This is a genomic window from Flavobacterium kingsejongi (assembly GCF_003076475.1).
GTDB classification, from domain to species: Bacteria; Bacteroidota; Bacteroidia; order Flavobacteriales; family Flavobacteriaceae; genus Flavobacterium; species Flavobacterium kingsejongi.
Window position 1 is genome coordinate 733,298 of record NZ_CP020919.1, and the last position, 22,710, is coordinate 756,007.

The window sequence follows — 22,710 nt, forward strand, 5'->3', positions numbered from 1 at the left end:
CCTATAAAGCAATAGGCTACAAGCTGTTTTAAATTTTTACGCCAAAACCTGGGCTTACCGTACCTGCAGGTGGGCTTACTACGGGTTTGGTATTCCGGATCGTAAGACAGTTTTTACCACTCAGCCCTAAATCATTTGTTTCTCCTATGGTATTATCGCCGCCATCACCCCCAACAATGTTTTTAAGGTTATCAAATTTAGCAATTTGCATTTTGTCCAGACTTAATTTTTTTACAATTTTTTTCATGAGTATAGATGAATTAATATTATTGCACAAACTAAAGTGAAATAATAGAATGCAAATAATTATAGTAGTCTAAATTTATAAATTTGGACTACTATAATCCTAAACACTATCTGATTTTAAGTTATTTATAAAATAAGACGGATAAATACCTGCCTTTTTAAAAAAAGCCTTAGAAAAAGATTCTGTATTATTGTAACCTACTTCTTCTGCTATTGCATTCACGCTATAGCGTCTGAACTTAGGGTCATTTTTTATTTTATCAATGGTATAGTCAATCCGCAATTCATTCAGGTAAGCTGAAAAATTTTGTCCTTTATAACTGTTAATTACTTTGGAAAGATAGGTTGAATTGGTCTCGAAATCCTTTGCCACTTTCGCGACAGTACAATCATTTTTCAGGAAAAGCTGGTCGTTCTCAAATTGGTGAAGTTTAGCTAAGATCGTATCGATTACATTTTGTTGCAATCCCAATGAAATTGTTGGGTTAGGGGCTTTCTCAATTTTTACAGTTTCATCTTTATGATCCTCCTTAACTTCCAGCAGTTTTTCAAAATTGATGCGGTATTGTTTTTGTCTTTTATAATAAAAGAAAACAAATCCGGACAATACAATAACCGAGAATAGTAGCCCCCCAATTTTAAATAAAGAGAGCTTATCTTTTTTATTGAGGTCCGTAATTATTTTTTCTTTTTGCGAGAGTAATAACGGCGTATCATATTCTACAATTATTTTTTTTGACAAATGACGGTAGCTCGTATTTAAAACACTATCCAGGCGCAACAATCGCTCAATATAATACAGTTGTTTTTTGATGTCTTTCTTTGAATCATAATAATCGATAAGAATTTCATAGCCTTTTCGTGTATCCGGATGCAGCTCTTCTACAATACTAAAAATGCTATCCACTTTTATAAAATAAGGAATCGCTTTTTCTTTTTGGCCCAGACCGATGTAATCCCTCCCCAGATAATAATAAATCATGGCTTCATTAGCCCTGTCATTATTGGCAATTATCATAGGAAGCACTTTAGAAATACTATCAATAGATGCCCGGTATTTTTTTTTATGGTATTGGACTACACCTTCTTCCAGCACAAAATAATTACGCATTTTGCTATTCTCCGGAAGCGAAGATGCTTTATAGCCCAAATTATTGGTATAGGAAGCAGAGTCCAGCTTTTCTTTACGGACATAATAATCCGAAAGGGCAAACAGGCTGGTGAGATAAGCAGTATTATAATTATTTTCCTTGAAATACCGTTTACATTCCTTCAGGATTTTGAAAGATTCATCATAATACCCTAACCGTTTTTTTAGCAGTCCAATATTAAATTTTATCTCATAAATAAAATCTTTGTTATTGGTTTTTTTAGCATAATTATAGGCGATTACATGATTGTCCAGTGCGGCAATAAAATCCCTTTTATAAGAATAATGCTCTGCTTTCAAAATGTACCCCAATGCAGGATAGATTTCAGTAGTAAGATTTTTTGAGATGGCAATCAGGCTATCTATATAGACCAGGCCTAAATCACTTTTATAATTACACTCATACAAATATTCGTATCCTTTAGCCATTTTTTCTGCATTATGTTGCTCCCGTGCTTTTTGTAAATAGGCAGCAGCATAAATGGCAGACTTTAAGGTATCAGTACCTGCCGAGCGATATCGCGTTTCAATTTCTTTATAGGTGTGTATTTTTACATTCGCTATAGTTTGCGTATGTTGGCTATAAGCCGATGACAGGCATAATAATAAAGTAAAAATGGAAATCTTCAAATTTCCGTAGGTAGTACGCATCTTGTTTGTTTCGTTTTATGGGGTAAAAACTTAAAAACATCTTTTTCCAGTGCGTAAATGTAATAAAATTGTTAAACCCTGACTACATTCTGAATCAAAAACGACAATATAATACCAACAAAGGAATAAATACTTTCATTAACAACTCAGGAATGGTACATTTTTCTGAGATCTGCAATAGCCCGTCCGTAAATACTCCTGAAAAACCCGTCCGTAAACTACTCCGGACGGGATTGCTCAACTATAACAAACTACAAATAATCGGGACAAACACCCGATTATGAAAACTAAATCTCCTGCAAACTAAAGGGTAAATAAACTTTTAGGAAAATGTTTGTGGTCGTCATTTATAAATACCGTGTCCGTAGCAGCATATAGCACTGGTTACCAATTGATAACTTTACTGTACTAAATCGGGAATGTATGCATTAATCCTGCATTCGTTAGTATAGTGTTCTAATCTGAATACTAAATAGCCTAAAAAAAAGGATGAATGCAAGAGCTAAAAGCAAAAAGAAAATCAGGCTCTTTTCTTTTTCTTCTTTTTTGCTACTTCTTTTGCCCTTAGTAAAGCATTATAAGCGTTTACGACTTTGCCGGATTTGGACAATTCACTAAACGGCTTTAATGTACCTTCAGTCGCTCCGGGCACTTGAACATTGATCGGAATAGAAAGCCCTGAATCCATAAGAATATGCTTGACTTCTGAAGCAGAAAGATTTGGGTAATAAGATCGTAATAAAGCAGCTACCCCAGAAACAATAGGTGTCGAATATGAAGTACCGTTTACAAAATCATATTGATTATTCGGCAAAGTAGTATATATTTTTTCTCCAGGGGCAAAAAGGTCTACCTGGGAATCACTATAATTTGAAAATGAAGAAATGAATTTTTCATTAAGATTATAGGAAATGGAGCCCACTTTCATAAAGTTATCACTTACTTCATTGTCAAGATAGTTACTATCATTTGGATAATACGGTTTTTCACTATTAATTTTTTTTCCACCATTGCCTGCTGAACTTATAATAAGCACATCATTGTCTGCAGCATACCGTATCGCATCCAAAACCCAGTTTTCGTTCATTGATAATAGTTTACCAAAACTCATATTAATTACTTTTGCGCCATTATCAACAGCATAGCGAATTGCCAAAGCAATATCTTTATCATTCTCATTTCCGTACGAAGCTATGCTTAATGGCATTATTTTTAAATAATTCGAAATTCCATTAATCCCGATCCCATTATTCCTTTCGCTGGATAGAATTCCCACCACCGTAGTACCGTGCTCCAAAACGTCTATATTACCCGATACATTATTATTTCCGTAACTACTATCTTTTATATCATATGGATTATCACCCGGAATAAGCCTGTCATTGTAATCGATATTAATACATTTATTGGTCATTTCTTCTACGTTCTTCTTGTAATTAGCAATCCATTTTTCGGTTACTTTCTTCTCTAAACATTGCTTAAAATAACTAATATAATAGTTCCTCTCTGTATCATTCGGATATGCTAATAGTATACTATCAATTTTTTTTACGTCATATTCATTATTGGGAAAAAAGTCTTTAATAATCTCTTTTCCTTTTATAAAAACATCTGCTACAGCTTCTATATATTCCTTATCAGATTTTCTATTCTTTTTCAGGCTTTCATATTCTAAAAGGGCTTTTTGATATAGTATTTTTTCTGCATCAGAAACATGAGCAGTACTACTTTCAATTTTAGGCTTTAATTTTCTGATAATCCGAATGGATTCCATATTAGCATATATAATATTTTCCCCTTTTGAATTACCGATGAAATTCCATCCATGAATATCATCAACATAACCATTCCCATCATCATCAATATGGACATGCTAACTTAGCCTGCATTGAAAGTTAAGAAATAATCTTAATTTTAATCTATGAAACAAGTCCGCAAAATTTACGACAAGGCTTTTAAGGAAAAAGCCGTTGAATTGAGTTATGATAGAACAAATGTATCAGAACTTGCCAGGGAGTTAGGAATAACAGCCCCCCAGCTTTATAAATGGCGTAAAGAACTCCAGGAATTTGGAGAAGGAAGTTTTCCTGGAAAAGGAAATTTAAAACTAACTCCCGAGCAAGAAAAAATCCATGAACTGGAGAAAAAACTCAAAGATGCAGAGTTAGAACGTGACATATTAAAAAAAGCAATCGGCATTTTTTCCAAGAACGGTCGATGATTTATAGTTTCATTAAAAACAATGAACAGCTATTCCCGATTGAAAAAATGTGCAGAGTTCTACAAGTAAGCAATGGAAGTTATTACCGATGGAAAAAACAAATAAATACTGCAAGACAGCAACTAAAAAGCGCCATAAAAAAACAGATAGCATTGATTTATTTTCAAACCAAGCAACGATACGGGAGTCCTAGAATAACATTAGAACTTCGAAGCATTGGTTATAAAATTTCAAGAGTTACAGTTGCAAAGTATATGAAAGAACTTGGCTTGCGAAGTAAATTAAGCAAGAAGTTTAAAGTAACAACCAACTCTAGTCACAATTATTTAGTTGTCGAAAATGTATTAAACAGAGAGTTTACTGTAAAAATGCCATCAAAGGTTTGGGTTTCAGATATTACATACATCCAAACTAAAGAGGGATTTGTATACCTGACCACTATTATGGATTTATACGACAGAAAAATTATAGGCTGGAGTTTGAGCAACGCAATGAGCACTGAGCAAACGACACTTGGAGCTTGGAAAATGGCAATTAAAAACCGAGATCTTAAAAATGGTTTGATTTTTCATTCCGACAGAGGTGTCCAATATGCCAGTAAAAAGTTTGTAAATGTTCTTGATTCCTATAAAAAAATAACTCGCAGTATGAGCCGTAAAGGAAATTGCTGGGATAATGCTGTAGCCGAAAGTTTCTTCAAATCTTTGAAAACGGAATTGATTTATGGCAACAAACTCATTTCTAAAGAACAAATGAAACTGGAAATCTTTGAATACATTGAAATTTGGTACAACAGAAAAAGAAGGCATTCTGCTTTAAATTATGCAACTATTGAAGAATTCAACAATCAAATTAATTACAAAAATGTAGCTTAACTTACTGTGCAATTTTTGTTTGCATATCCAATACCATTACCTTCGATTTCCTTAACATTTGTCCAAATTGATTTTTTAAAATCTACATTATGAATGTCAATTTCTTCATCAATGACGGCTACAATGACTGATTGTCCCTTTCTCTTTTTCAACAATTCCCGATAGGTTTTATCAAGACTTATTCCAGGTATGGTATCTTCAATAATATCTTTATGCTGCCAATTCTCAAGGGATTTAATGTCCAAACGTATATTTTTAGCTTTCCACGGAGAAGAAGCCAAATCAATATATTTTTTAGGAGCCGTACAATTAATGAATAGAAAACAACAGCATAAAAACATTATTTCTCGCATAACTATCTCTTCTTTTTCTTCTTCTTTTTCGCCACTTCTTTTGCCATTAGTAACGCATTGTAAGCATTTACCACTTTGCCAGATTTTGACAATTCACTAAAATGAACTTTATCATTTGATCCATTCTCTGCTGGACGATTGACCATAATGTCATAGGAAATACCAGATTCCAAAATAATCGATTTGACTTCTGCAGCAGTAAGGGTAGGGTAATAAGAACGTATCAAGGCGGCTACTCCAGATACTATTGGTGCAGCTAGGGAAGTCCCACTATCAAATTCATATTTATTATTGGCCACAGTTGTAAAAACATCATGCCCAGGAGCAAATACATCTACATTTTTTTTCCATAATTAGAAAAGTAAGAAACAAACCATTCTTTAGTATAATAGCTAACAGAGCCTACTTTTATAAAATTCGAACTAATTTCCCGCCCATCTTCATCTACATCAGTAGGAAAATAGGGGTTTACATCCAAATTTACGCTATCGTTTCCTGCACCAGAAACCATTAGCACATGGTGCTCTTCGGCATATACTATCGCATCTCTGACCCATTCTTCGCGCAATGAAATGTTCTTACCAAAACTCATATTGATTACTTTCGCGCCATTATCTACCGCATAACGAATGGCTAAAGCAACATCTTTATCATTTTCATTGCAATAAGCAGCTATAGGCAGTATCATTAATTCAAGGTTATTATAGATTCCATTGATCCCAATAGAATTATTTCTGGCAGCTCCTATAACACCTGCTATCTTAGTTCCATGCTGTAATTCTTTAGCTAAAATGCTAACGTTATTATTTCCATATTTAATATCGGACAAATCATCCGGATTATCTCCTATAATTATTCGATCATTATAATTTTCGTTGTATATTGTTTTTATCTGATCATCTATTATCTGAAAATAATTAAATACATTTTCTGTCGAAATTTGCTGGGTTATATAATTTTTCATAAAAAATATAGCCCCTTCTATATCTTCTTTATGAATCAACGCTAAACTATCTAATTGCCTTACAGTATATTGATTATTCTTAAAGAAAGGCTGAAGTAATTTTTCTGCATGTTTGTAACCCGCCCGTATTGAATCTCCATATTTTTTTTCCTCCATAATCACATTATATGATTTCTTATATTCTAATAATGCATTCTGGTATTTTATAAAATTTTTTTGATCCGCTATCGCAATATTTTCTCCTTTTTTACCTTCAAATTTATTTTTAAAATGTTTTATAATTCGAGAAGATTCCAAATTGCAATATAAAATATTCTCCCCTTTCTGATTACCAATGAAGTTCCATCCATGTACATCATCAATATAACCATTCCCATCATCATCAATGTCATTATTGGGAATCTCATCAGAATTAACCCATATAATCTCTTTTAAATCCTCGTGATTAATATCTGTACTTGTATCTATCACAGCAACAAGAATTTTATTTCCTTTCTTATTTTTCAACAATTCCCGATACGCTTTATCAAGGCTTATGCCAGGGATGGTATCTTCAATAATATCTTTGTGCTGCCAATTCTCGAGGGATTTAATGTCCAAACGTATATTTTTAGCTTTTAACGGATAGGACGTCAAATCAATGTATTTTTTAGGAGCCGTACAGTTAATGAATAGAAAACTACAGCATAAAAACAATATTTCCCGCATAACTATTTCTTCTTTTTTGCTATTTCTTTTGCCATTAGTAACGCATTGTAAGCATTTACCACTTTGCCGGATTTGGACAATTCACTAAAATTAATTTTATCTACTGATACGTTCTCGGTAGGACAATAAACCATAATATCATAGGTTATTCCCGATTCTAATATAATCTTCTTAATTTCAGGTGCCGTAAGCGAGGGATAATAAGAGCGCAACAAGGCTGCAATCCCAGATACTATTGGAGTTGAGAATGAAGTTCCTATTTCCAATTCATATTTGTTTCCTGCAGAGGTAGTATATATATCGTGACCAGGAGCAAAAACATCTACATTTTTCTTTCCATAATTGGAAAAATAAGACGCTAACCATTCTTCCGGATAATAAGAGGAAGACCCTACCTTAATAAAATTATCACTGATTTCTGTACCATCATAGTTCTCATCATTAGGATAGAACATTAATGCATCCAAATCGGTACTTTCATTTCCAGCCGCACACACAATCAGGACATCATGTTCTGCTGCATAGCGAATGGCATCCTGTACCCAGTCGGGGTGTAAGGATTGTTGTTTTCCTAAACTAATATTAATAATTTGAGCCCCATTGTCCACGGCATATCGAATGGCTAATGCTACATCCTTATCATGTTCACTACTGTATGCTTTAACGCATAAAGCCATTAATGCTACATTGTTTGTAACTCCCTTAATCCCTAATTCATTGTTTCGTGTAGCAGCAATCAAGCCCGCTACTTTAGTACTATGATTCAGAATTGCTGCGTTTTTAAAAACATTATTATTCCCATAGTGAATATCGGATAAATCCTCCGGATCATCCCCCTGAATTTCCCGATCAATATAATTATCATTTAATATGGTAGCGATTTTCGCCTCCACATCCTTATTGTAATTTGCTATCCACTCTGCTGAAAAATTATATTTGATATAATCCATCATATACTCTATATCATCACTATAGTCTTTGTTATCTTTATATAGCGTATAAATACTGTCTAATTTTGATGTCGTATAGTTTTGTTCCGGAAAAATTTTCTTCAATGTATTTACTGATTTTTTATATCCTTCAACTAAAGATTTACCGTATTTTTTTTCTCCCATCAACTTATCATAACTTTCTTTATAATGGGTTAATGCTTGTTGATATTGTAAAAAAACATCAATATCCTGCACTAAAACATCCTCTTGTTTTACATTTTGGAATTGACTTTGGAACTTTCTGATGATTCGTGTGGATTCCAAATTGGAATAAATGATATTCCCTCCTTGTTGATTTCCTAAAAAATTCCATCCGTGTATATCATCAATGTATCCATTATCATCATCATCGATACCATTATCTGGTATTTCATTTGGATTAATCCAAATAGCATCTTTTAAATCCTCGTGGAAAATATCCATTTCAGTATCAATAATGGCAACAACTACTGTCTTGCCTTTTTTATCTTTTAATAGTTCCCGATAGGCTTTATCAAGACTTATTCCCGGGATAGTATCTTCAATGATATCTTTATGCTGCCAACTTTTAATATCCTCATGATTAATTCGAATATTTTTAGCTTTTAACGGATAGGACGTCAAATCAATATATTTTTTAGGAGCCGTACAATTTACAATTAGAAAACAACAGCATAAAAAGAATATTTCCCGCATCACTATCTTTTCTTTTTCTTCTTTTTTGCTACTTCTTTTGCCATTAGTAACGCATTGTAGGCGTTTACTACTTTGCCGGATTTGGACAATTCACTAAACGGTTTTAATGTACCTTCAGTCGCTCCGGGCACTTGAACATTGATCGGAATAGAAAGCCCCGAATCCATAAGGATATGCTTGACCTCTGAAGCAGAAAGGTTTGGGTAATAAGACCAAATTAATGCCGCAATTCCTGACACTATTGGAGTAGAAAAAGAAGTTCCTTCTACATAGTCATATTCATCCCCAGGTAAGGTGGTATATATATTCTCTCCGGGAGCAAAAAGATCAACATGCTCTTTACTATAATTTGAAAATGAAGAAATGAGCTTTTCATTAAGATTATAAGAAATGGAGCCCACTTTTAAAAAATTATCACTAACTTCTATAGTAGTATAATCACTATCATTGGGATAGAAAGGGCTATCCAAATTTATATTTTTACTACCGTTTCCTGATCCACTAACAATCAATACGTTTTTTTGCGCTGCGTATTTTATAGCGTCAAGTACCCATACTTCATTGAGAGACAACTCTTTTCCAAAACTCATATTAATCACCTTAGCACCATTATCAACAGCATATCTTATTGCTAAGGCAATGTCTTTATCATTTTCATTTCCAAATCCTGCAATACTAAGTGGCATAATTGCAATATCATCAGATATACCCTTAATACCTATCTTGTTCGATCTTTGTGCAGCTAACACACCCGATACTTTTGTGGCATGTTTTAAAATATTCAAATTTGCAGTCAACACATTATTTCCATATCCGATATCGTCAATATTTTCTGGATTATCTCCCGTTATTATTCTATCATTATAATCTATATTAATGCATTTATTGATTTTTTCATCTACATCGTATTTATAATTAACTATCCATTCATTTGTTAAGCCATATCTAAGACAATCCGTTAATAATAAATATGTTTCGCTAATACCTTATCAGTATTTTGATATACACTGTATAAGCTATCCAATTTCGCTAATTCATATTTTTCATTAGGAAAAAATTTCTTTACAGCATCTTTCGCTTTTTGAAACCCGATTGGAAGATATACTATATAATCCAACTCTTCTTTCATGTCTTTTTTAAGTACAGCATATTCTTTCAATGCCTTTTTATATAAAATAAAATTTTTATCTTTTATACTATCCCCATCCTTAAAATCTTTAAATTTATACCCGAATTTTCGAATTATCCGAACAGATTCCATATTAGCATAAATAATATGCTCCCCTTTTGAATTTCCTATAAAATTCCAACCTTGAACATCGTCAATATAACCATTAGCATCATCATCAATGCCATTATTAGGTATTTCATTTTCATTAATCCAAAACTGATTCTTTAAATCTTGATGCCCAGCATCTACAACTTCATCTATAACTGCAACAATAATTTTATTCCCCTTTTTGTTTTTCAATAACTCACGATACGCTTTGTCAAGGCTTATTCCCGGAATAGTATCTTCAATAATATCTTTATGCTGCCAGTTTTTACTTTCCTCTCGATTAACTGAAACATTTTTAGCTTTCCACGGAGAGGAAGCCAAATCAATATATTTTTTAGGAGCCGTACAATTAATGAATAGAAAACAACAGCATAAAAACATTATTTCTCGCATAACTATCTCTTCTTTTTCTTCTTCTTTTTCGCCCCTTCTTTTGCCATTAGTAACGCATTGTAAGCGTTTACGACTTTGCCAGATTTTGACAATTCACTAAAATGAATTTTATCATTTGATCCATTCTCTGCTGGACGATTGACCATAATGTCATAGGAGATACCAGATTCCAAAATAATCGATTTGACTTCTGCCGCAGTAAGTGTAGGGTAATAAGAACGTATCAAGGCAGCTACTCCAGATACTATTGGTGCGGATAAGGAAGTGCCACTATCAAATTCATATTTATTATTTGCTATTGTTGTAAATAGATCATGGCCGGGAGCAAATACATCCACATTTCCCTTTCCATAATTAGAAAAGTAAGAAACAAACCACTCGTTAATATAATAGCTAATAGAGCCTACTTTTATAAAATTATGGCTTATTTCTGTACCATCGTGTTTCTCATCATTAGGATAGAGCGTGATCCCATCCAAATCGGTACTCTCATTTCCTGCTGCGCATACAATCAGGACATCATGTTCCGCTGCATACCGAATGGCTCCCTGTATCCAATCGGGATGTAACGATTGCCGTTTCCCTAAACTAATATTAATAATTTGAGCCCCATTGTCCACAGCATACCGAATGGCTAAGGCTACATCCTTATCATGTTCACTACTATATGCTTTTACGCATAAAGCCATTAATGTGACATTGTTAGTAACTCCCTTAATTCCTAATTCATTGTTTCGCGTAGCAGCAATCAGGCCCGCTACTTTAGTACTATGATTAAAAATTGCTGCGTTTTTAAAAACATTATTATTCCCATAGTGAATATCGGATAAATCCTTTGGATCATCGCCTTGAATTTTCCTATCTTCGTAATTATCATTTAATATGGTAGCAATCTTCTCATCTATATCTTTATTATAATTTGAAATCCACTCTGCTGAAAGATTATATTTAATATAATCTTTCATATAATAGATATCAGCACTATATTCCTTGTTCTCTTTGTATAAAGCATAAATACTATCTAATTTTGATAGCGTATAGTTTTGTTCTGGAAAAAACTTACTCAATGTATTTACTGATTTTTTATATCCCTCAGTTAAAAACACTCCATATTTTTTTTCCTCTATCAACTTATCATAATTCTCTTTATAATGGATCAATGCCTTTTGATACTGTAAAAAGTCTTCAATATCCTGCTCTAAAACATCCTCTTGTTTTACATTCTGGAATTGACTTTGGAACTTTCTGATGATTCGTGTGGATTCCAAATTGGAATAAATGATATTCCCTCCTTGTTGATTTCCTAAAAAATTCCATCCGTGTATATCATCAATGTATCCATTATCATCATCATCGATACCATTATCTGGTATTTCATTTGGATTAATCCAAATAGCATCTTTTAAATCCTCGTGGAAAATATCCATTTCAGTATCAATAATGGCAACAACTACTGTCTTGCCTTTTTTATCTTTTAATAGTTCCCGATAGGCTTTATCAAGACTTATTCCCGGGATAGTATCTTCAATAATATCTTTGTGCTGCCAATCGTTCCTGTAAGTAATAGGAGGATTCTTTTTTTTTTGTAATTTAATATTATCCAATAATGTGATATATTCTTTTGTTTGAGTGCAACTAAACAAAAGAAGCGACATTATAATTAAAATAATTCCATCTTTATTCATAGAAAAAACATTAAATTATCTCGTTAACCCAATAGTAACTTTTTGTGTATCTGGTTTAGTCGGTGTCTCAGGTTCTGGAGAATTTGTAGGAGTTGTAGGATTTGGATTTAGCATGGTTGTTGATGTCTTGGATGTAGTAATATCTCCTGTTCCATCTCCTCCTTTAATTGCTTTTAAATTATCAAATTTGGCTATTTGCATTTTATCTAATGTTAATTTACCGCTTTTCATCATTAATGTTTTTTTCATTTTAAAATTTTTTAAACGCAAACTAAATCTAATTCTTCTTATTGAAGTGATTTAAACTTTTTTTAGAATTAAAAAAGGGTTGTCGATATTTGTGTCGCTAAACATACAATTATCAAAACCAACCCTTTATGTACAGTGTACTTGACAAAGATACAATAGAATTGGAAATTGTTGCATATATACCTAAAGCCCGTCGTGGATTTCCTGTAACAGTTCCATTATCAGAAGTGATAAATGCTATACTCTACAAACTTAAAACGGGCCTTCAATGGCATCAGCTACCCATTAGGGCTCTTTTTGAAAATAAGGTTATAAGTTGGCAATCTGTTTACTATCACTATCGCAAGTGGAGTCTTTGCGGTTTCTGGAAAGCTTGTTGGATTAAATTCCTTAGCCGTCATCACTCAAAACTTGACCTTTCCAGTGTGGATTTGGACGGAAGCCATACTCCTGCTATCCGAGGCGGTGAACAGGTTGACTATCAAGGTCGGAAGAAGCGAAAAACAACTAATTCACTCTATCTAACCGATAGGCAAGGCTTGCCATTAGCAATGTCAGAACCTCTTGCGGGAAACCACAACGACCTGTATAATATTGAGGTTCAGTTTGAAGACATTACAGCAACATTAGAACAAGCCAATATTTCTGTAGATGGATTGTTCCTCAATGCAGACGCAGGTTTTGACTCTAAAGACTTAAGAAAAGCATGTTCAGATAAGAACATTCAAGCTAATATCTGTTTTAACAAACGTAACGGTCATAGTGAGAGGGATGAATATTTTGATGAGCAACTCTATAAGCAGAGATATACAATCGAACGCACAAATGCCTGGTTAGATGGGTTTAGGTCAATCTTAAATAGATATGACACAACAACTGAATCTTGGAAAGGATTCAATTATATAGCATTTATAGTAATAGCATCAAAAAAATTTAAAAAGGAAAAAGTTTAAACCACTTCATTATAAAAATATAGAGACTCGGAATTCATAAATATCGAGTATTTTTAGAAAAAATTTTAGTCTAATTCATTGCTTTTTAATTTATTAATAAAATATGACGGATAGATTCCAGTTTTACTATAGAATGCTTTAGAAAATGATTCGGCGTTATTAAATCCAATTTCCTCAGCGAGAGCTTTAATTGTGTACCTCCTGTATTTTCTATTTATTCTTAGTGCTTCAACTATATATTCAATTCTTAAATCATTAATATAACTAGTAAAGTTTTTATCTTTAGTTGTATTTACGACCTTTGAAAGATAGCTTGAATTCGTTTGAATTGAATTCGCAAGTTTAGCTAATGTCAAATCTTTCTGTAAGAATAATTTATTCTGCTCGAAACCTTCTAACTCTTTTAATATATTACTGACCGTATCTTTAGGAATACCGACTTCCGTTATTTTAGATACATTCTTAGAAGTAACTTCTTGTATGTTTTTTTCTTCTTCATAAATATGAACATTATTCATTAATGATTCATATTTGTATTTATAATTCTTCTGTTTTTTGTAAAATAAAATAAATCCCGTAATTGCAATCACAAGAAAAATTCCTAAAAAAATGATTGAAATAAAAAATCTAAGCTTATTATATTTTAAACTTTCTTCGATACTTTTCTTTTCTTTTCTAAGCTGATTTGAATCATATTCTTTTATGATTTTTTTAGAAAAATATTTAAAATTGTCTGTCAAAAGCTTATCTATCCTTAATAACTTTTCGATATAAAACAATTGTTTGTCAGTATCTCCTATAGATTTATAATAATTGATTAGCATCTCATATCCTTCTCTTAAATCAGGATAAACATCGTTAGTCTCATCAAATATTTTATCGACTTTGAGAAAGTATTTAACAGCTTCATCTTCTTGGTTTAAGTCATAATAACTTTTGCCTAAATAGAAATAGGCTATTGCTAAATTTGTTTTGTCATTACGTGATACTATGGAGGGTATTGATATTAATAGATTTTTAATAGCAAATGCAAAATTTTTCTTAGAATATTGATTCATACCTTCACTGTATGTAAAATAATCTTTCATCAAATAATCTTTAAATCTTACAGATTCTTTGATACCAAAATCATTATATGTTGATGAAAGATCATATTGCCCCATCTTATTATAACATATTGACAAACCTAAAATACAATTCAAATAATAGTAATAATCAGTACTAGAGAAATACGCTTGGCATTCTAAAAAAACAGGAACGGCCTCTTCTTGTAATCCCTGAATACTTCTTATGACAGCTATATTAAATTTTATAGTATAACTTAAATATTTACCTTCAGTTTTTTCTACATAATTGCTAGCCAACAGATAATTATCTATTGCCCCTACATAGTTTGATAATTTATTATATTCATTTCCTTTAATAAAGTAACCTTTAGCTATAAATTGATTATTATTATTCTTTTTAGAAATAAATACCATACTGTCCATATAAATAATTTTTAAATTATTATTTAAATTACTGTGTGACATAAAATGATAGCCATTAAAAATTTCCTGAAAATTATTTTCCGCTTTTCCCTTTTCTAAATATGCTTTTGCATATAATTTCGTTTTCAGGGAATCTTTTTCATATTTATAGTATCTCTTCACTATATCTTTATAGCTAAGCATCTTCAAAGAATCAGGAACATAATTTTTTTGTGCGAGCAGTGTAGGGCTCGTAAGGAAAAAAAGAAAAGGTAAAAGTATTTTTAGTAAGGGCATTGTAATTAATTAATTTTAGTCGCTTTAGCGTATGCGCTCTTATAATATTTAAAGAGAAAATCATAATAAACCCATTCATAGGTTCGCTGTCTGGTGCTAAAAAAGCGGTTTACAGTCATGTGATTATACGAATGTAACAAATTAATATTTTTTATCACACTTTTTTTTTTATGCTCGCGGGTTTTATACCGTGTAATTAAAGGTTGAATCCTGCTACTCTTCTGTGAAATAAGGGTACAAAACGGTACTTCTTCCTTATTTTCAGGAACTGTAGCCAGAATATTTTCCAACTGCGGCCTTAACCTCCTGTATTTTGCATCCAGCTTTTCTTTATTTTCTTTACCAGACTGATGCTCCTTGCGAAATACCTGCTGCATCTCCGAAGTAAATTGCATCCGCTCCTGCAGGTTCAATCCAAAATCGGCCATCGTGGTATCCAGGCTTTTCAAGGCAACGAGCAGGCGCATCTCATCATCGTTAGGATCCAATAGTGCCAAAAGCCCTGTGATCATTTCGCTGTCGTGGTAAAACAATGTTTCTGAATCTATAATCGCATCTTCCCCATACCGTTCCAGTTCGCGATGGTAGGTATCAGCCTGCACTTTCCAAATCCGGTCGTCAGCCACATAAGGTACGAGTGCCGCTTTCAGGCTTTGGATGAGGTCTCCCATTTTTGCCAGATCCGTAAGATGGAAACGAATCCTGAGATGGCTTTCCGGATCATGGTAACGGATAAAAAACCATTTATCCATCCAGCCGTTGGCTATAAATGTTTTACAAAGTGGCCCTATGACCTCCGCCAAAAGCAAATCGGCCGTTTTTGCGCCGGTATACAGTTTGTAATAAAGCCATTCTTCCCCTAAGATAAAAGTGCGTTTCATCGGCTTGTGGTAATTGGGTTTAATTTTTTGTGGTTGTAGAAAGAAAAAATTATCTGGTTAACATAGGAGCCTCCCGAACCAGTTAGGGGCGTGCTATGGCCTAAAAATTCTTCGAGGAGGAATGATTCCCTATTTTTTATGGTGCTGAGCCACATTTGAATACAATCGATATTTTCTAAGTTCAGCAGTAGCGTATTATCATGATCTGCCAATTGTACCCATTGCGGCAATTGTAAGGTGGTTCGCCAGTTCCGGACAACAGTAATCAATTGCGGAGTCTCATATTCCTGCACCAGGTGCTGTATGCTTTCTTTTTTGATCCTCCACTGTGCTTTTGACAGGATCATATTTTCGAATGTTACGCGGGGCAGCACATCATATAAAGCTGCAACAGCGCCCCAGCTAAAACCGATGGAGGCGCGCGAGCCCTGATTTTGGAGATCTGCCAAAAAATGATAAACGGGCAAAGCATTCCGGCTGTAATTATGGGCATTTCCCAACCGCGGCAGTACCTCAGCAGTATTCTTTTTCGATTTCAGCACCAGTTTACCGGTATCTGATAGTGACAACGTTAAATCGTCGAGGGTAATATGGTTTTCCACTGCTACCGATGCTTTTCCGAGGTACGGAATTTCATGGCTCCTGAAATTGGGGCGTTTCAATACATTCCCGGTTCGCGATTCCGGCAAGTGGATGATTTCTGCCAGGATTTTCCCGGGATTCATACGCGATTCCAGGGCCGTAATTTCCCTGGCCAAAGCTTCCAGTCCGGAATCCCCGTGACAAAAACGCCCCAACAGGTTCACAGCACTGGAACCGCTAATGTATTGCAGCACGAGTGTATCGGTTCCATCAAGCGTAACCAATTCGGCCATAGCAGCCAGCGTATCGGGCAAATCATGGCTGTTCTCGGGCAGATCATCAAAATCATCAGCTGTCAATTCAATATGCAGTTCGCCTTTTGCCCGGGCTTGCATGACTTTAGAATGCAGTATCCTGCTAACTGCTGTCCAGGGTAGATTTTGTGCTGCCTCTGTTCCCTTTCCCATCATTAAATCTTCAATATAAGGGGCGGAATCATGCGTATTCCCAACAGGATATCCAATACCGAGTTCTACATCCAATACTGTCGCCAATGGCATTTCCCGGTGTTCATACCGTTGCTGGAAGGCTTTGGTAAACTGATCCAATGGTGTCATCCCTTCTGCATACGTCAATTTTGCAAACAATCGAAAAACAGATTCTAATTGGTCCCTATGGCTCCGATCCAGGAGAGCGTTTTTGGCCTTTAGGAAAAGATCGGTTTGAAATAAGTATCCTGGCTCAAAAGGAATTTCTAATTGTTTGAGCGTATCACTGATATTTTGATAGTCTTGCGGATCATTTCCTATAGTTTCATCCAGTTGCTTCATCTCGTCCAATGCCTTTTGCAATACCTCTGGTAAAGTTCCCAAACCTTCGATCGTCTGTAAACGCTCGATCAGGGATTCCGAATAATCAATTCCGGTAAGATGCGGCTCCAGTTCCGAAACCAACAGCTGGTTAGCTATCAGTTCTGCTACAAATTCCTCCGCTTCTGCCTGATCGATGTCTGCATCACAGAGTACGGCTGCTATAGCCATCACAGGCTGTCCGTGCTTTGCAAATTCAAAAATTTCCTGAAGGTATTCCGAATTGGTAACGGCTTCCAGGCTGTGTTTTCGTTGTCCTCCTGCATACGTGTATTCTACATACCGCAGTGCATTGCCAATAGGATATAGAGAACTGTTTGGGTAATATAATAACTGCCCGCTGATGCCTGGCTGCTGCGTAATATGTTGTGCCAAGCCGGCTACAAAATTCATATCAAAACGCGTTACCCTTCGAAAAGTAGAATAAGGCTCCAGTATCAGGCGGGTTTCTGTTGAAAATGCACCAACGGAACAACCGGCAAAAAGACCGAATGGGGTACAACGGGAAGTAATGCGTGCGAGGTATTTTAAAATCGTCAATCGCAGCTTTGCGGCTTTCTTAGGATCCAGGCGATCGCCTTCCCATTTTTCAAGTTCGGCACTGACCACCGGAGAGGCAAGAAACAATGCTTCCCGAAATACCGGATCATTGCCTATCGCTCTGAGTGCTGTTTCAGCAATAGAAATTCCTCCTGTAAGATTAGTATAATTATGCAGTTCCAATAGTGGGCTACGCAGGCAAAAACGGTCAAATACCGTATACGGAAATGGATTTTTATTCATCAAGATTTGGGATAATGGGGCATTAAAAGTTGGGCATGCCAAAAATACAATAAAAAACAAAAACAGGCTAAAACACTGAATACCAAAGAGAATAACATCCTATTTATAAATTGAAGGTCGGAATTTATAAATGCCGATAGGGTTCATTTGTGAACCGCAATCCGGTCTGTTACTTTTGGCTTAACAAATTTGCACTGGGGAGCGTGAATTTGTGATTAACTTTTTAAAATCAATAAAAAATAGCGGGCTTATCCCCCGTTACGTGACACGGTTACCATAAGAGGTTTGTACTTAGGCTATCCGAAGAAATATACAAAACCGGGCTTTTATAGAGAAAAGCAAGCGTATAAAAAATTAGGGTTTATTGTTTTTATACGAATTGTAATATAAACCGAAGTACCATAAAAAAGCAGTCTTACCATAAAAATGTTGGACACATAGTGTAAGACTGCCATTTAAAACAAAAGACAAAGATATGAAAAAATTAATTTTAGGTGGCTTATTATTATTTTCTGTGAGTATTCTCGCTAATACTGCTCCTGACACGTCTGTTAGCATTGTAGAAAAAGATTGTGTAATTGTAGTTAAACAAACGAATCTTTCAGGTGAGGTTGTTGCTGCACTAATCTTAACTGTTGAATCAAGCAGTGAAGCCGATTGTAAACAAAAATCAGACAATGTTTTAAAGGCAGTTGAAAAAGGAGACCTTAAACTCACACCACTATAATCTATAAAAGGTATTTCCCTGAAAATAAATTTTCAGGGAATACAATAACCAAATTAAAAATGAAAAACATGAAAATCCCTATTTTATTATTATTCCTACTTTATACCATTCTAGGCAATTCCCAGGAATTACAAAAGTTGTATGTAGCATATGATATCTTTTTTAATACTGACTATCCGGTACAAAAAAAATGCATTTTACAGTGCAGTAATGAAGTCGCACATTTCATTACCTATTTGAATCCCAAAAATAATAGTAGCAATGAAACGGAAGAAGGCCCGGTAGTTACGCAAGGAAAAGACAATGAAGTTATTATTCAATTAAAAGAAATCGATAAAGTCAATTTTACAGATTTAAAAGCAGCCAAAATTATCTCTACCGAAAGTAAATCCGATATAAACTATAGAATTGAAGAAGCATTTCCGACAATGCATTGGACCATTTCAGAAGAAGAGACCCGATTAATCAATCAATACCGTTGTAATAAAGCGTTACTTACTTTTAGGGGCCGTAAGTATACTGCCTGGTTTACAACGGATATCCCGATGGCTTTTGGCCCCTGGAAATTCCATGGATTACCGGGTCTCATTCTTGAAATTTATGACGAAGACAATCGATACCATTGGTCGGCTACACGAATCCAATATCCTTATACCAGCGACAAACCTATCTCACTTTTAAAACCTGAGCGTAAAGGCTATCAAAACATTACACTAACCGATTATGTTATATTGGCCGATAAATTACAAAATCAGGCGAATGATAAAATATTGGCTCAATTACCAAGAGGCTATACTGGCCGACAATTGACTATCGCGCGACATGGCCTGGAATTACAGTATGAATGGGAAGACGCTGCAAAAGGGTTTTCTGAAAAATAGAGCCATCCACTAAAAAAGATTCCCATATTCAATTCCATAGTGAATTAAACAGCATAAACCTTACTATGTTACATTGTATCAAATCATTATTTTTCAGGCTGATTTTGTTGTGCACCGGATTTTCCGGTTTTGCCCAGACTACGCTCTCAGGAGTCATAAAAGATACTGTTGGCACACCGCTTCCAGCAGTCAGTGTATTTATAAAACCCGAAAACAGCCAGGCGATAATTGCTTTTACCAGTACCGATTCCAAAGGGCATTATCAATTAACCACTTCCAAAACCGGGAATTTCATCCTCAACGCCAAAGCGCTTTCCTATAAGGCAACTGCTTTCCCTATACTGTTAAGCGAGAATGAAACTATTATAAAAGACATCATTCTTCAGGATGCACCAACAACGCTCAACGAAGTTATTATTCAGTCTGAAAAAGCAATTACCATTAAAAAAGATACTATCATTTTTAATGCGGATAGTTTCAAGCAGGGGAATGAAACTGTAGTGGAGGATTTGCTAAAAAAAATACCGGGCCTCACGATTTCTGAAGACGGCAAAATAAAAGTGGGCGATAAAGAAGTCGAAAAAGTAATGGTGGAAGGAGATGATTTTTTCGAAAAAGGATATTCTTTACTAACCAAGAACATGAGTGCAGATGCTATTGATAAAGTAGAGCTTTATCAAAAATATTCTTCCAACCGCTTGCTGAAAGGCATTGAAAACAGTGATAAAATAGCACTCAATCTTACCTTGCGCGAAGACAAGAAATTACAATGGTTTGGAAATATGAGTGCGGGGTATGGTGCTGTTTCAGAAAACCGCTATTCGCTGCGAACCAATCTCATGTCTTTTGGTAAAAAAAACAAATACTACTTTCTTACTAACCTCAATAATACGGGTGAAGATGCCATTGGTGACATTGCAAGCCTCATTTATTCCGGAGATGCTGATGCGATCGGAAATAATGAGAGTACCTATTCCCTACTGGATATATCGGCAGCGCAACCCGCCCTAAAATTGAAAAGGATTAACTTCAACAATGCTGAGTTAGTATCCTTAAATTCTATTTTTAAGCTTTCTGACAAGGTTAAAATGAAAACTATATTCTTTTTAAATCAGGATGAAAATGACTATTTCCGGAATGGCTTTGAAAGTTTTCATCTTAACGGTACTGCTTTTACCAATACAGAATCCTATCAGTTGAGTAAAAAAAGGCTTACCGGAATGGGTAAGATTGACCTCACCTATGACATATCGAAAACACAGCTGTTGGAATATAGCGGAAAGTACAATAGTGGTTCCGAAAAAAACCGCAGTGACCTTAATTTCAATGCTATTTATACCCACGAGAACCTAAAAACAACCAAAACACTAATCGACCAAAAGATAAAGTATACCCATAAAATTAACGACAACGAGGCATTCCTTATCTCAGGCCGTTATATCGGAGAATCACGCCCGCAGGACTACCACCTCAATCAATTTTTCTATGAAGGCTTGTTTCCAGGTATACCTTCTGATAACATTGCACAGTCCAGTGAAAATAAAATGCAGTTTGCCGGTTTTGAATCCCACTATATGAATAAGCGTAACAATGGTAGCCTGCTCGAATTAAAGCTGGGCACTACCTACCGTAAAGATCAATTATTCTCCGGCTTGGTACTAAACGCCCACAATGTTGTCGTCGCAGAACCGGAAGGATATCAAAATGCAACCGACTATATTTCCAATGATCTTTACTTTACGACTAAGTACCATTACAAATTCCGTAATTACACGTTTTTAGCCAATGCCGATTTTCACCAACTCCACAACGCGTTACAGACGGCAACAATCCAGACCAAGCAAAGCCTCTTTTTTGTCAATCCCAGGCTGGGAATAGAATGGGAAATTAATAAAACGAATAAACTATTGGCCTCCTACAGTATCAATACCTCTAATTCCGGAATACTGGACGTCTATGACCAATATGTTTTGACCAGCTTCAGGAATTTCATCAAGGGAACCGGAAGTTTCAACCAATTACAATCGTCTTCCCTATTACTAAATTATACATTGGGAAACTGGAGTAAAAACTTCTTAGGTAACGGCTATATAATGTATAGTCAAAACCATGATTTTTTCACTACTAATTCAATAGTCACCCCTAACTATTCCCTTTCCGATAAAATTTTGGTCAAAGACCGTAACATGCTGGGAATCGGAATTAATGCAGATCGTTATTTGAAATTTATCACATCCAACTTAAAGCTCAATATGGGTTACAACCAATCCAATTATAAAAATAGCGTGAATGATTCCGGACTTCGTGAGGTATCCTCTGTAAGTTATAATTATGGTGCTGAACTGCGTTCGGGATTTCGTAACATTTATAATTATCATTTAGGAGCGAACTGGTCTGTGAGTGAGATCAAAACCAATATCAAAAATACCTTTACCAATTCCATGTTTTTTATGGATCATAACTTTAATTTCAACAGTAAACTCAACCTTGAAATCAAAACGGAACGGTATTATTTTGGCGCAATAGATAAAAGCAACAACACCTATTATTTCATGGATGTAGAAGCTAAATATACCGCGAAACAAAACAAACTGAGTTTTTCGGTATCCGGTAACAACCTCTTTAACACCACTACCTTCAGGAATTATAGTGTATCCGATATCAGTATTTCAAGTACGGAATACCGTCTCCTGCCCCGCTATGTCCTGCTGAAAATGGATTTTAGATTTTAACACAACCCTAAAGATCGAATAGTATTCTATTGGTATCAAGATAAGCCTTGTTCTGAAATTAAGCAGAATGGTAGCCAAATTGCACAGATGGTTCC

Annotated in this window: 17 protein-coding genes and 1 pseudogene; 5 read left to right on the top strand and 13 right to left on the bottom strand. The window is 34.8% G+C overall.

Annotated elements, in window-relative coordinates; genetic code table 11:
* Window positions 1-28: 28 nt before the first annotated feature.
* From FK004_RS03200 to FK004_RS03210, 3 genes are all read right to left on the bottom strand, one after another.
* Complete coding sequence (locus FK004_RS03200) at window positions 29-247, bottom strand: hypothetical protein (RefSeq protein WP_108735950.1); 219 nt, start codon at window positions 245-247, stop codon at window positions 29-31.
* A gap of 99 nt (window positions 248-346) precedes the next feature.
* Window positions 347-2,047 (bottom strand): helix-turn-helix domain-containing protein, encoded by a 1,701-nt coding sequence (locus tag FK004_RS03205; RefSeq protein ID WP_108735951.1) that lies wholly within the window; start codon window positions 2,045-2,047, stop codon window positions 347-349.
* 520 nt (window positions 2,048-2,567) lie between these two features.
* Window positions 2,568-3,821: a S8 family serine peptidase gene (locus FK004_RS03210; protein WP_108735952.1), complete on the bottom strand. Its 1,254-nt coding sequence runs from the start codon at window positions 3,819-3,821 to the stop codon at window positions 2,568-2,570.
* 147 nt (window positions 3,822-3,968) lie between these two features.
* Here FK004_RS03210 and FK004_RS03215 point away from each other — a divergent pair.
* Window positions 3,969-5,143, top strand: a protein-coding gene (locus FK004_RS03215; protein WP_420358875.1) for an IS3 family transposase whose coding sequence is annotated in 2 segments (ribosomal slippage) — window positions 3,969-4,236 and window positions 4,236-5,143 — 1,176 coding nt in all. Because the reading frame shifts where the segments join, the coding sequence is not laid out codon by codon here.
* Here the strand turns inward: FK004_RS03215 and FK004_RS03220 are convergent.
* The 7 genes and pseudogenes from FK004_RS03220 to FK004_RS03255 form a co-directional block, all read right to left on the bottom strand.
* Entirely contained in the window at window positions 5,140-5,424 is a 285-nt protein-coding gene (locus FK004_RS03220; RefSeq protein WP_157956017.1) for a hypothetical protein, read from the bottom strand. The two genes, FK004_RS03215 and FK004_RS03220, sit on opposite strands and share 4 nt — an antisense overlap.
* A 74-nt stretch (window positions 5,425-5,498) precedes the next feature.
* A pseudogene (locus FK004_RS19605) lies at window positions 5,499-7,168 on the bottom strand (S8 family serine peptidase).
* A 2-nt stretch (window positions 7,169-7,170) separates the two neighbouring features.
* Entirely contained in the window at window positions 7,171-8,835 is a 1,665-nt protein-coding gene (locus FK004_RS03235; protein WP_108735955.1) for a S8 family serine peptidase, read from the bottom strand.
* A 2-nt stretch (window positions 8,836-8,837) separates the two neighbouring features.
* Window positions 8,838-9,620, bottom strand: coding sequence for a S8 family serine peptidase (locus tag FK004_RS03240; protein ID WP_262497663.1), 783 nt, complete (start codon window positions 9,618-9,620; stop codon window positions 8,838-8,840).
* Between the two features lie 173 nt (window positions 9,621-9,793).
* Complete coding sequence (locus tag FK004_RS03245; protein ID WP_227871664.1) at window positions 9,794-10,507, bottom strand: hypothetical protein; 714 nt, start codon at window positions 10,505-10,507, stop codon at window positions 9,794-9,796.
* 2 nt (window positions 10,508-10,509) lie between these two features.
* Window positions 10,510-12,192: a S8 family serine peptidase gene (locus tag FK004_RS03250; protein ID WP_108735958.1), complete on the bottom strand. Its 1,683-nt coding sequence runs from the start codon at window positions 12,190-12,192 to the stop codon at window positions 10,510-10,512.
* Window positions 12,193-12,207: 15 nt separating this feature from the next.
* A complete protein-coding gene (locus FK004_RS03255; RefSeq protein WP_108735959.1) occupies window positions 12,208-12,441 on the bottom strand; it encodes a hypothetical protein in 234 nt (77 codons plus the stop codon).
* Window positions 12,442-12,569: 128 nt separating this feature from the next.
* Here FK004_RS03255 and FK004_RS03260 point away from each other — a divergent pair, with 128 nt between their 5' ends.
* The gene (locus FK004_RS03260; protein ID WP_108735890.1) at window positions 12,570-13,394 is read left to right on the top strand and encodes an IS5 family transposase; all 825 of its coding nucleotides are present in this window, start codon (window positions 12,570-12,572) and stop codon (window positions 13,392-13,394) included.
* Window positions 13,395-13,459: 65 nt separating this feature from the next.
* Here the strand turns inward: FK004_RS03260 and FK004_RS03265 are convergent, their stop codons facing one another.
* From FK004_RS03265 to FK004_RS03275, 3 genes are all read right to left on the bottom strand, one after another.
* Window positions 13,460-15,067, bottom strand: coding sequence for a helix-turn-helix domain-containing protein (locus FK004_RS03265; RefSeq protein ID WP_157956020.1), 1,608 nt, complete (start codon window positions 15,065-15,067; stop codon window positions 13,460-13,462).
* A 98-nt stretch (window positions 15,068-15,165) separates the two neighbouring features.
* Window positions 15,166-16,041, bottom strand: a complete 876-nt coding sequence (locus tag FK004_RS03270) for a thiopeptide-type bacteriocin biosynthesis protein (RefSeq protein WP_108735961.1) — start codon at window positions 16,039-16,041, stop codon at window positions 15,166-15,168.
* Complete coding sequence (locus FK004_RS03275; protein WP_108735962.1) at window positions 16,038-18,275, bottom strand: lantibiotic dehydratase family protein; 2,238 nt, start codon at window positions 18,273-18,275, stop codon at window positions 16,038-16,040. The genes FK004_RS03270 and FK004_RS03275 overlap by 4 nt, the downstream gene beginning before the upstream one ends.
* A 475-nt stretch (window positions 18,276-18,750) precedes the next feature.
* Between FK004_RS03275 and FK004_RS03280 the strand changes: the two genes are divergently transcribed.
* The 3 genes from FK004_RS03280 (at window position 18,751) to FK004_RS03290 (ending at window position 22,615) form a co-directional block, all read left to right on the top strand.
* On the top strand, window positions 18,751-19,002 hold the full coding sequence (locus tag FK004_RS03280) for a hypothetical protein (protein ID WP_108735963.1): 252 nt from the start codon (window positions 18,751-18,753) through the stop codon (window positions 19,000-19,002).
* Between the two features lie 68 nt (window positions 19,003-19,070).
* Complete coding sequence (locus FK004_RS03285) at window positions 19,071-19,883, top strand: GLPGLI family protein (protein WP_157956021.1); 813 nt, start codon at window positions 19,071-19,073, stop codon at window positions 19,881-19,883.
* Between the two features lie 65 nt (window positions 19,884-19,948).
* Complete coding sequence (locus FK004_RS03290; protein ID WP_108735965.1) at window positions 19,949-22,615, top strand: TonB-dependent receptor; 2,667 nt, start codon at window positions 19,949-19,951, stop codon at window positions 22,613-22,615.
* The last annotated feature ends 95 nt before the right edge of the window (window positions 22,616-22,710 follow it).

Bases quoted from the DNA above. Each gene is read 5' to 3' on its own strand.
- FK004_RS03245 (WP_227871664.1), bottom strand. From the start codon at position 10,507: ATGCGAGAAATAATGTTTTTATGCTGTTGTTTTCTATTCATTAATTGT.
- FK004_RS03265 (WP_157956020.1), bottom strand. From the start codon at position 15,067: ATGCTTAGCTATAAAGATATAGTGAAGAGATACTATAAATATGAAAAA.
- FK004_RS03280 (WP_108735963.1), top strand. From the start codon at position 18,751: ATGAAAAAATTAATTTTAGGTGGCTTATTATTATTTTCTGTGAGTATT.
- FK004_RS03255 (WP_108735959.1), bottom strand. From the start codon at position 12,441: ATGAAAAAAACATTAATGATGAAAAGCGGTAAATTAACATTAGATAAA.
- FK004_RS03270 (WP_108735961.1), bottom strand. From the start codon at position 16,041: ATGAAACGCACTTTTATCTTAGGGGAAGAATGGCTTTATTACAAACTG.
- FK004_RS03285 (WP_157956021.1), top strand. From the start codon at position 19,071: ATGAAAATCCCTATTTTATTATTATTCCTACTTTATACCATTCTAGGC.
- FK004_RS03200 (WP_108735950.1), bottom strand. From the start codon at position 247: ATGAAAAAAATTGTAAAAAAATTAAGTCTGGACAAAATGCAAATTGCT.
- FK004_RS03290 (WP_108735965.1), top strand. From the start codon at position 19,949: ATGTTACATTGTATCAAATCATTATTTTTCAGGCTGATTTTGTTGTGC.
- FK004_RS03235 (WP_108735955.1), bottom strand. From the start codon at position 8,835: ATGCGGGAAATATTCTTTTTATGCTGTTGTTTTCTAATTGTAAATTGT.
- FK004_RS03210 (WP_108735952.1), bottom strand. From the start codon at position 3,821: ATGGAATCCATTCGGATTATCAGAAAATTAAAGCCTAAAATTGAAAGT.
- FK004_RS03205 (WP_108735951.1), bottom strand. From the start codon at position 2,047: ATGCGTACTACCTACGGAAATTTGAAGATTTCCATTTTTACTTTATTA.
- FK004_RS03260 (WP_108735890.1), top strand. From the start codon at position 12,570: ATGTACAGTGTACTTGACAAAGATACAATAGAATTGGAAATTGTTGCA.
- FK004_RS03250 (WP_108735958.1), bottom strand. From the start codon at position 12,192: ATGAATAAAGATGGAATTATTTTAATTATAATGTCGCTTCTTTTGTTT.
- FK004_RS03275 (WP_108735962.1), bottom strand. From the start codon at position 18,275: ATGAATAAAAATCCATTTCCGTATACGGTATTTGACCGTTTTTGCCTG.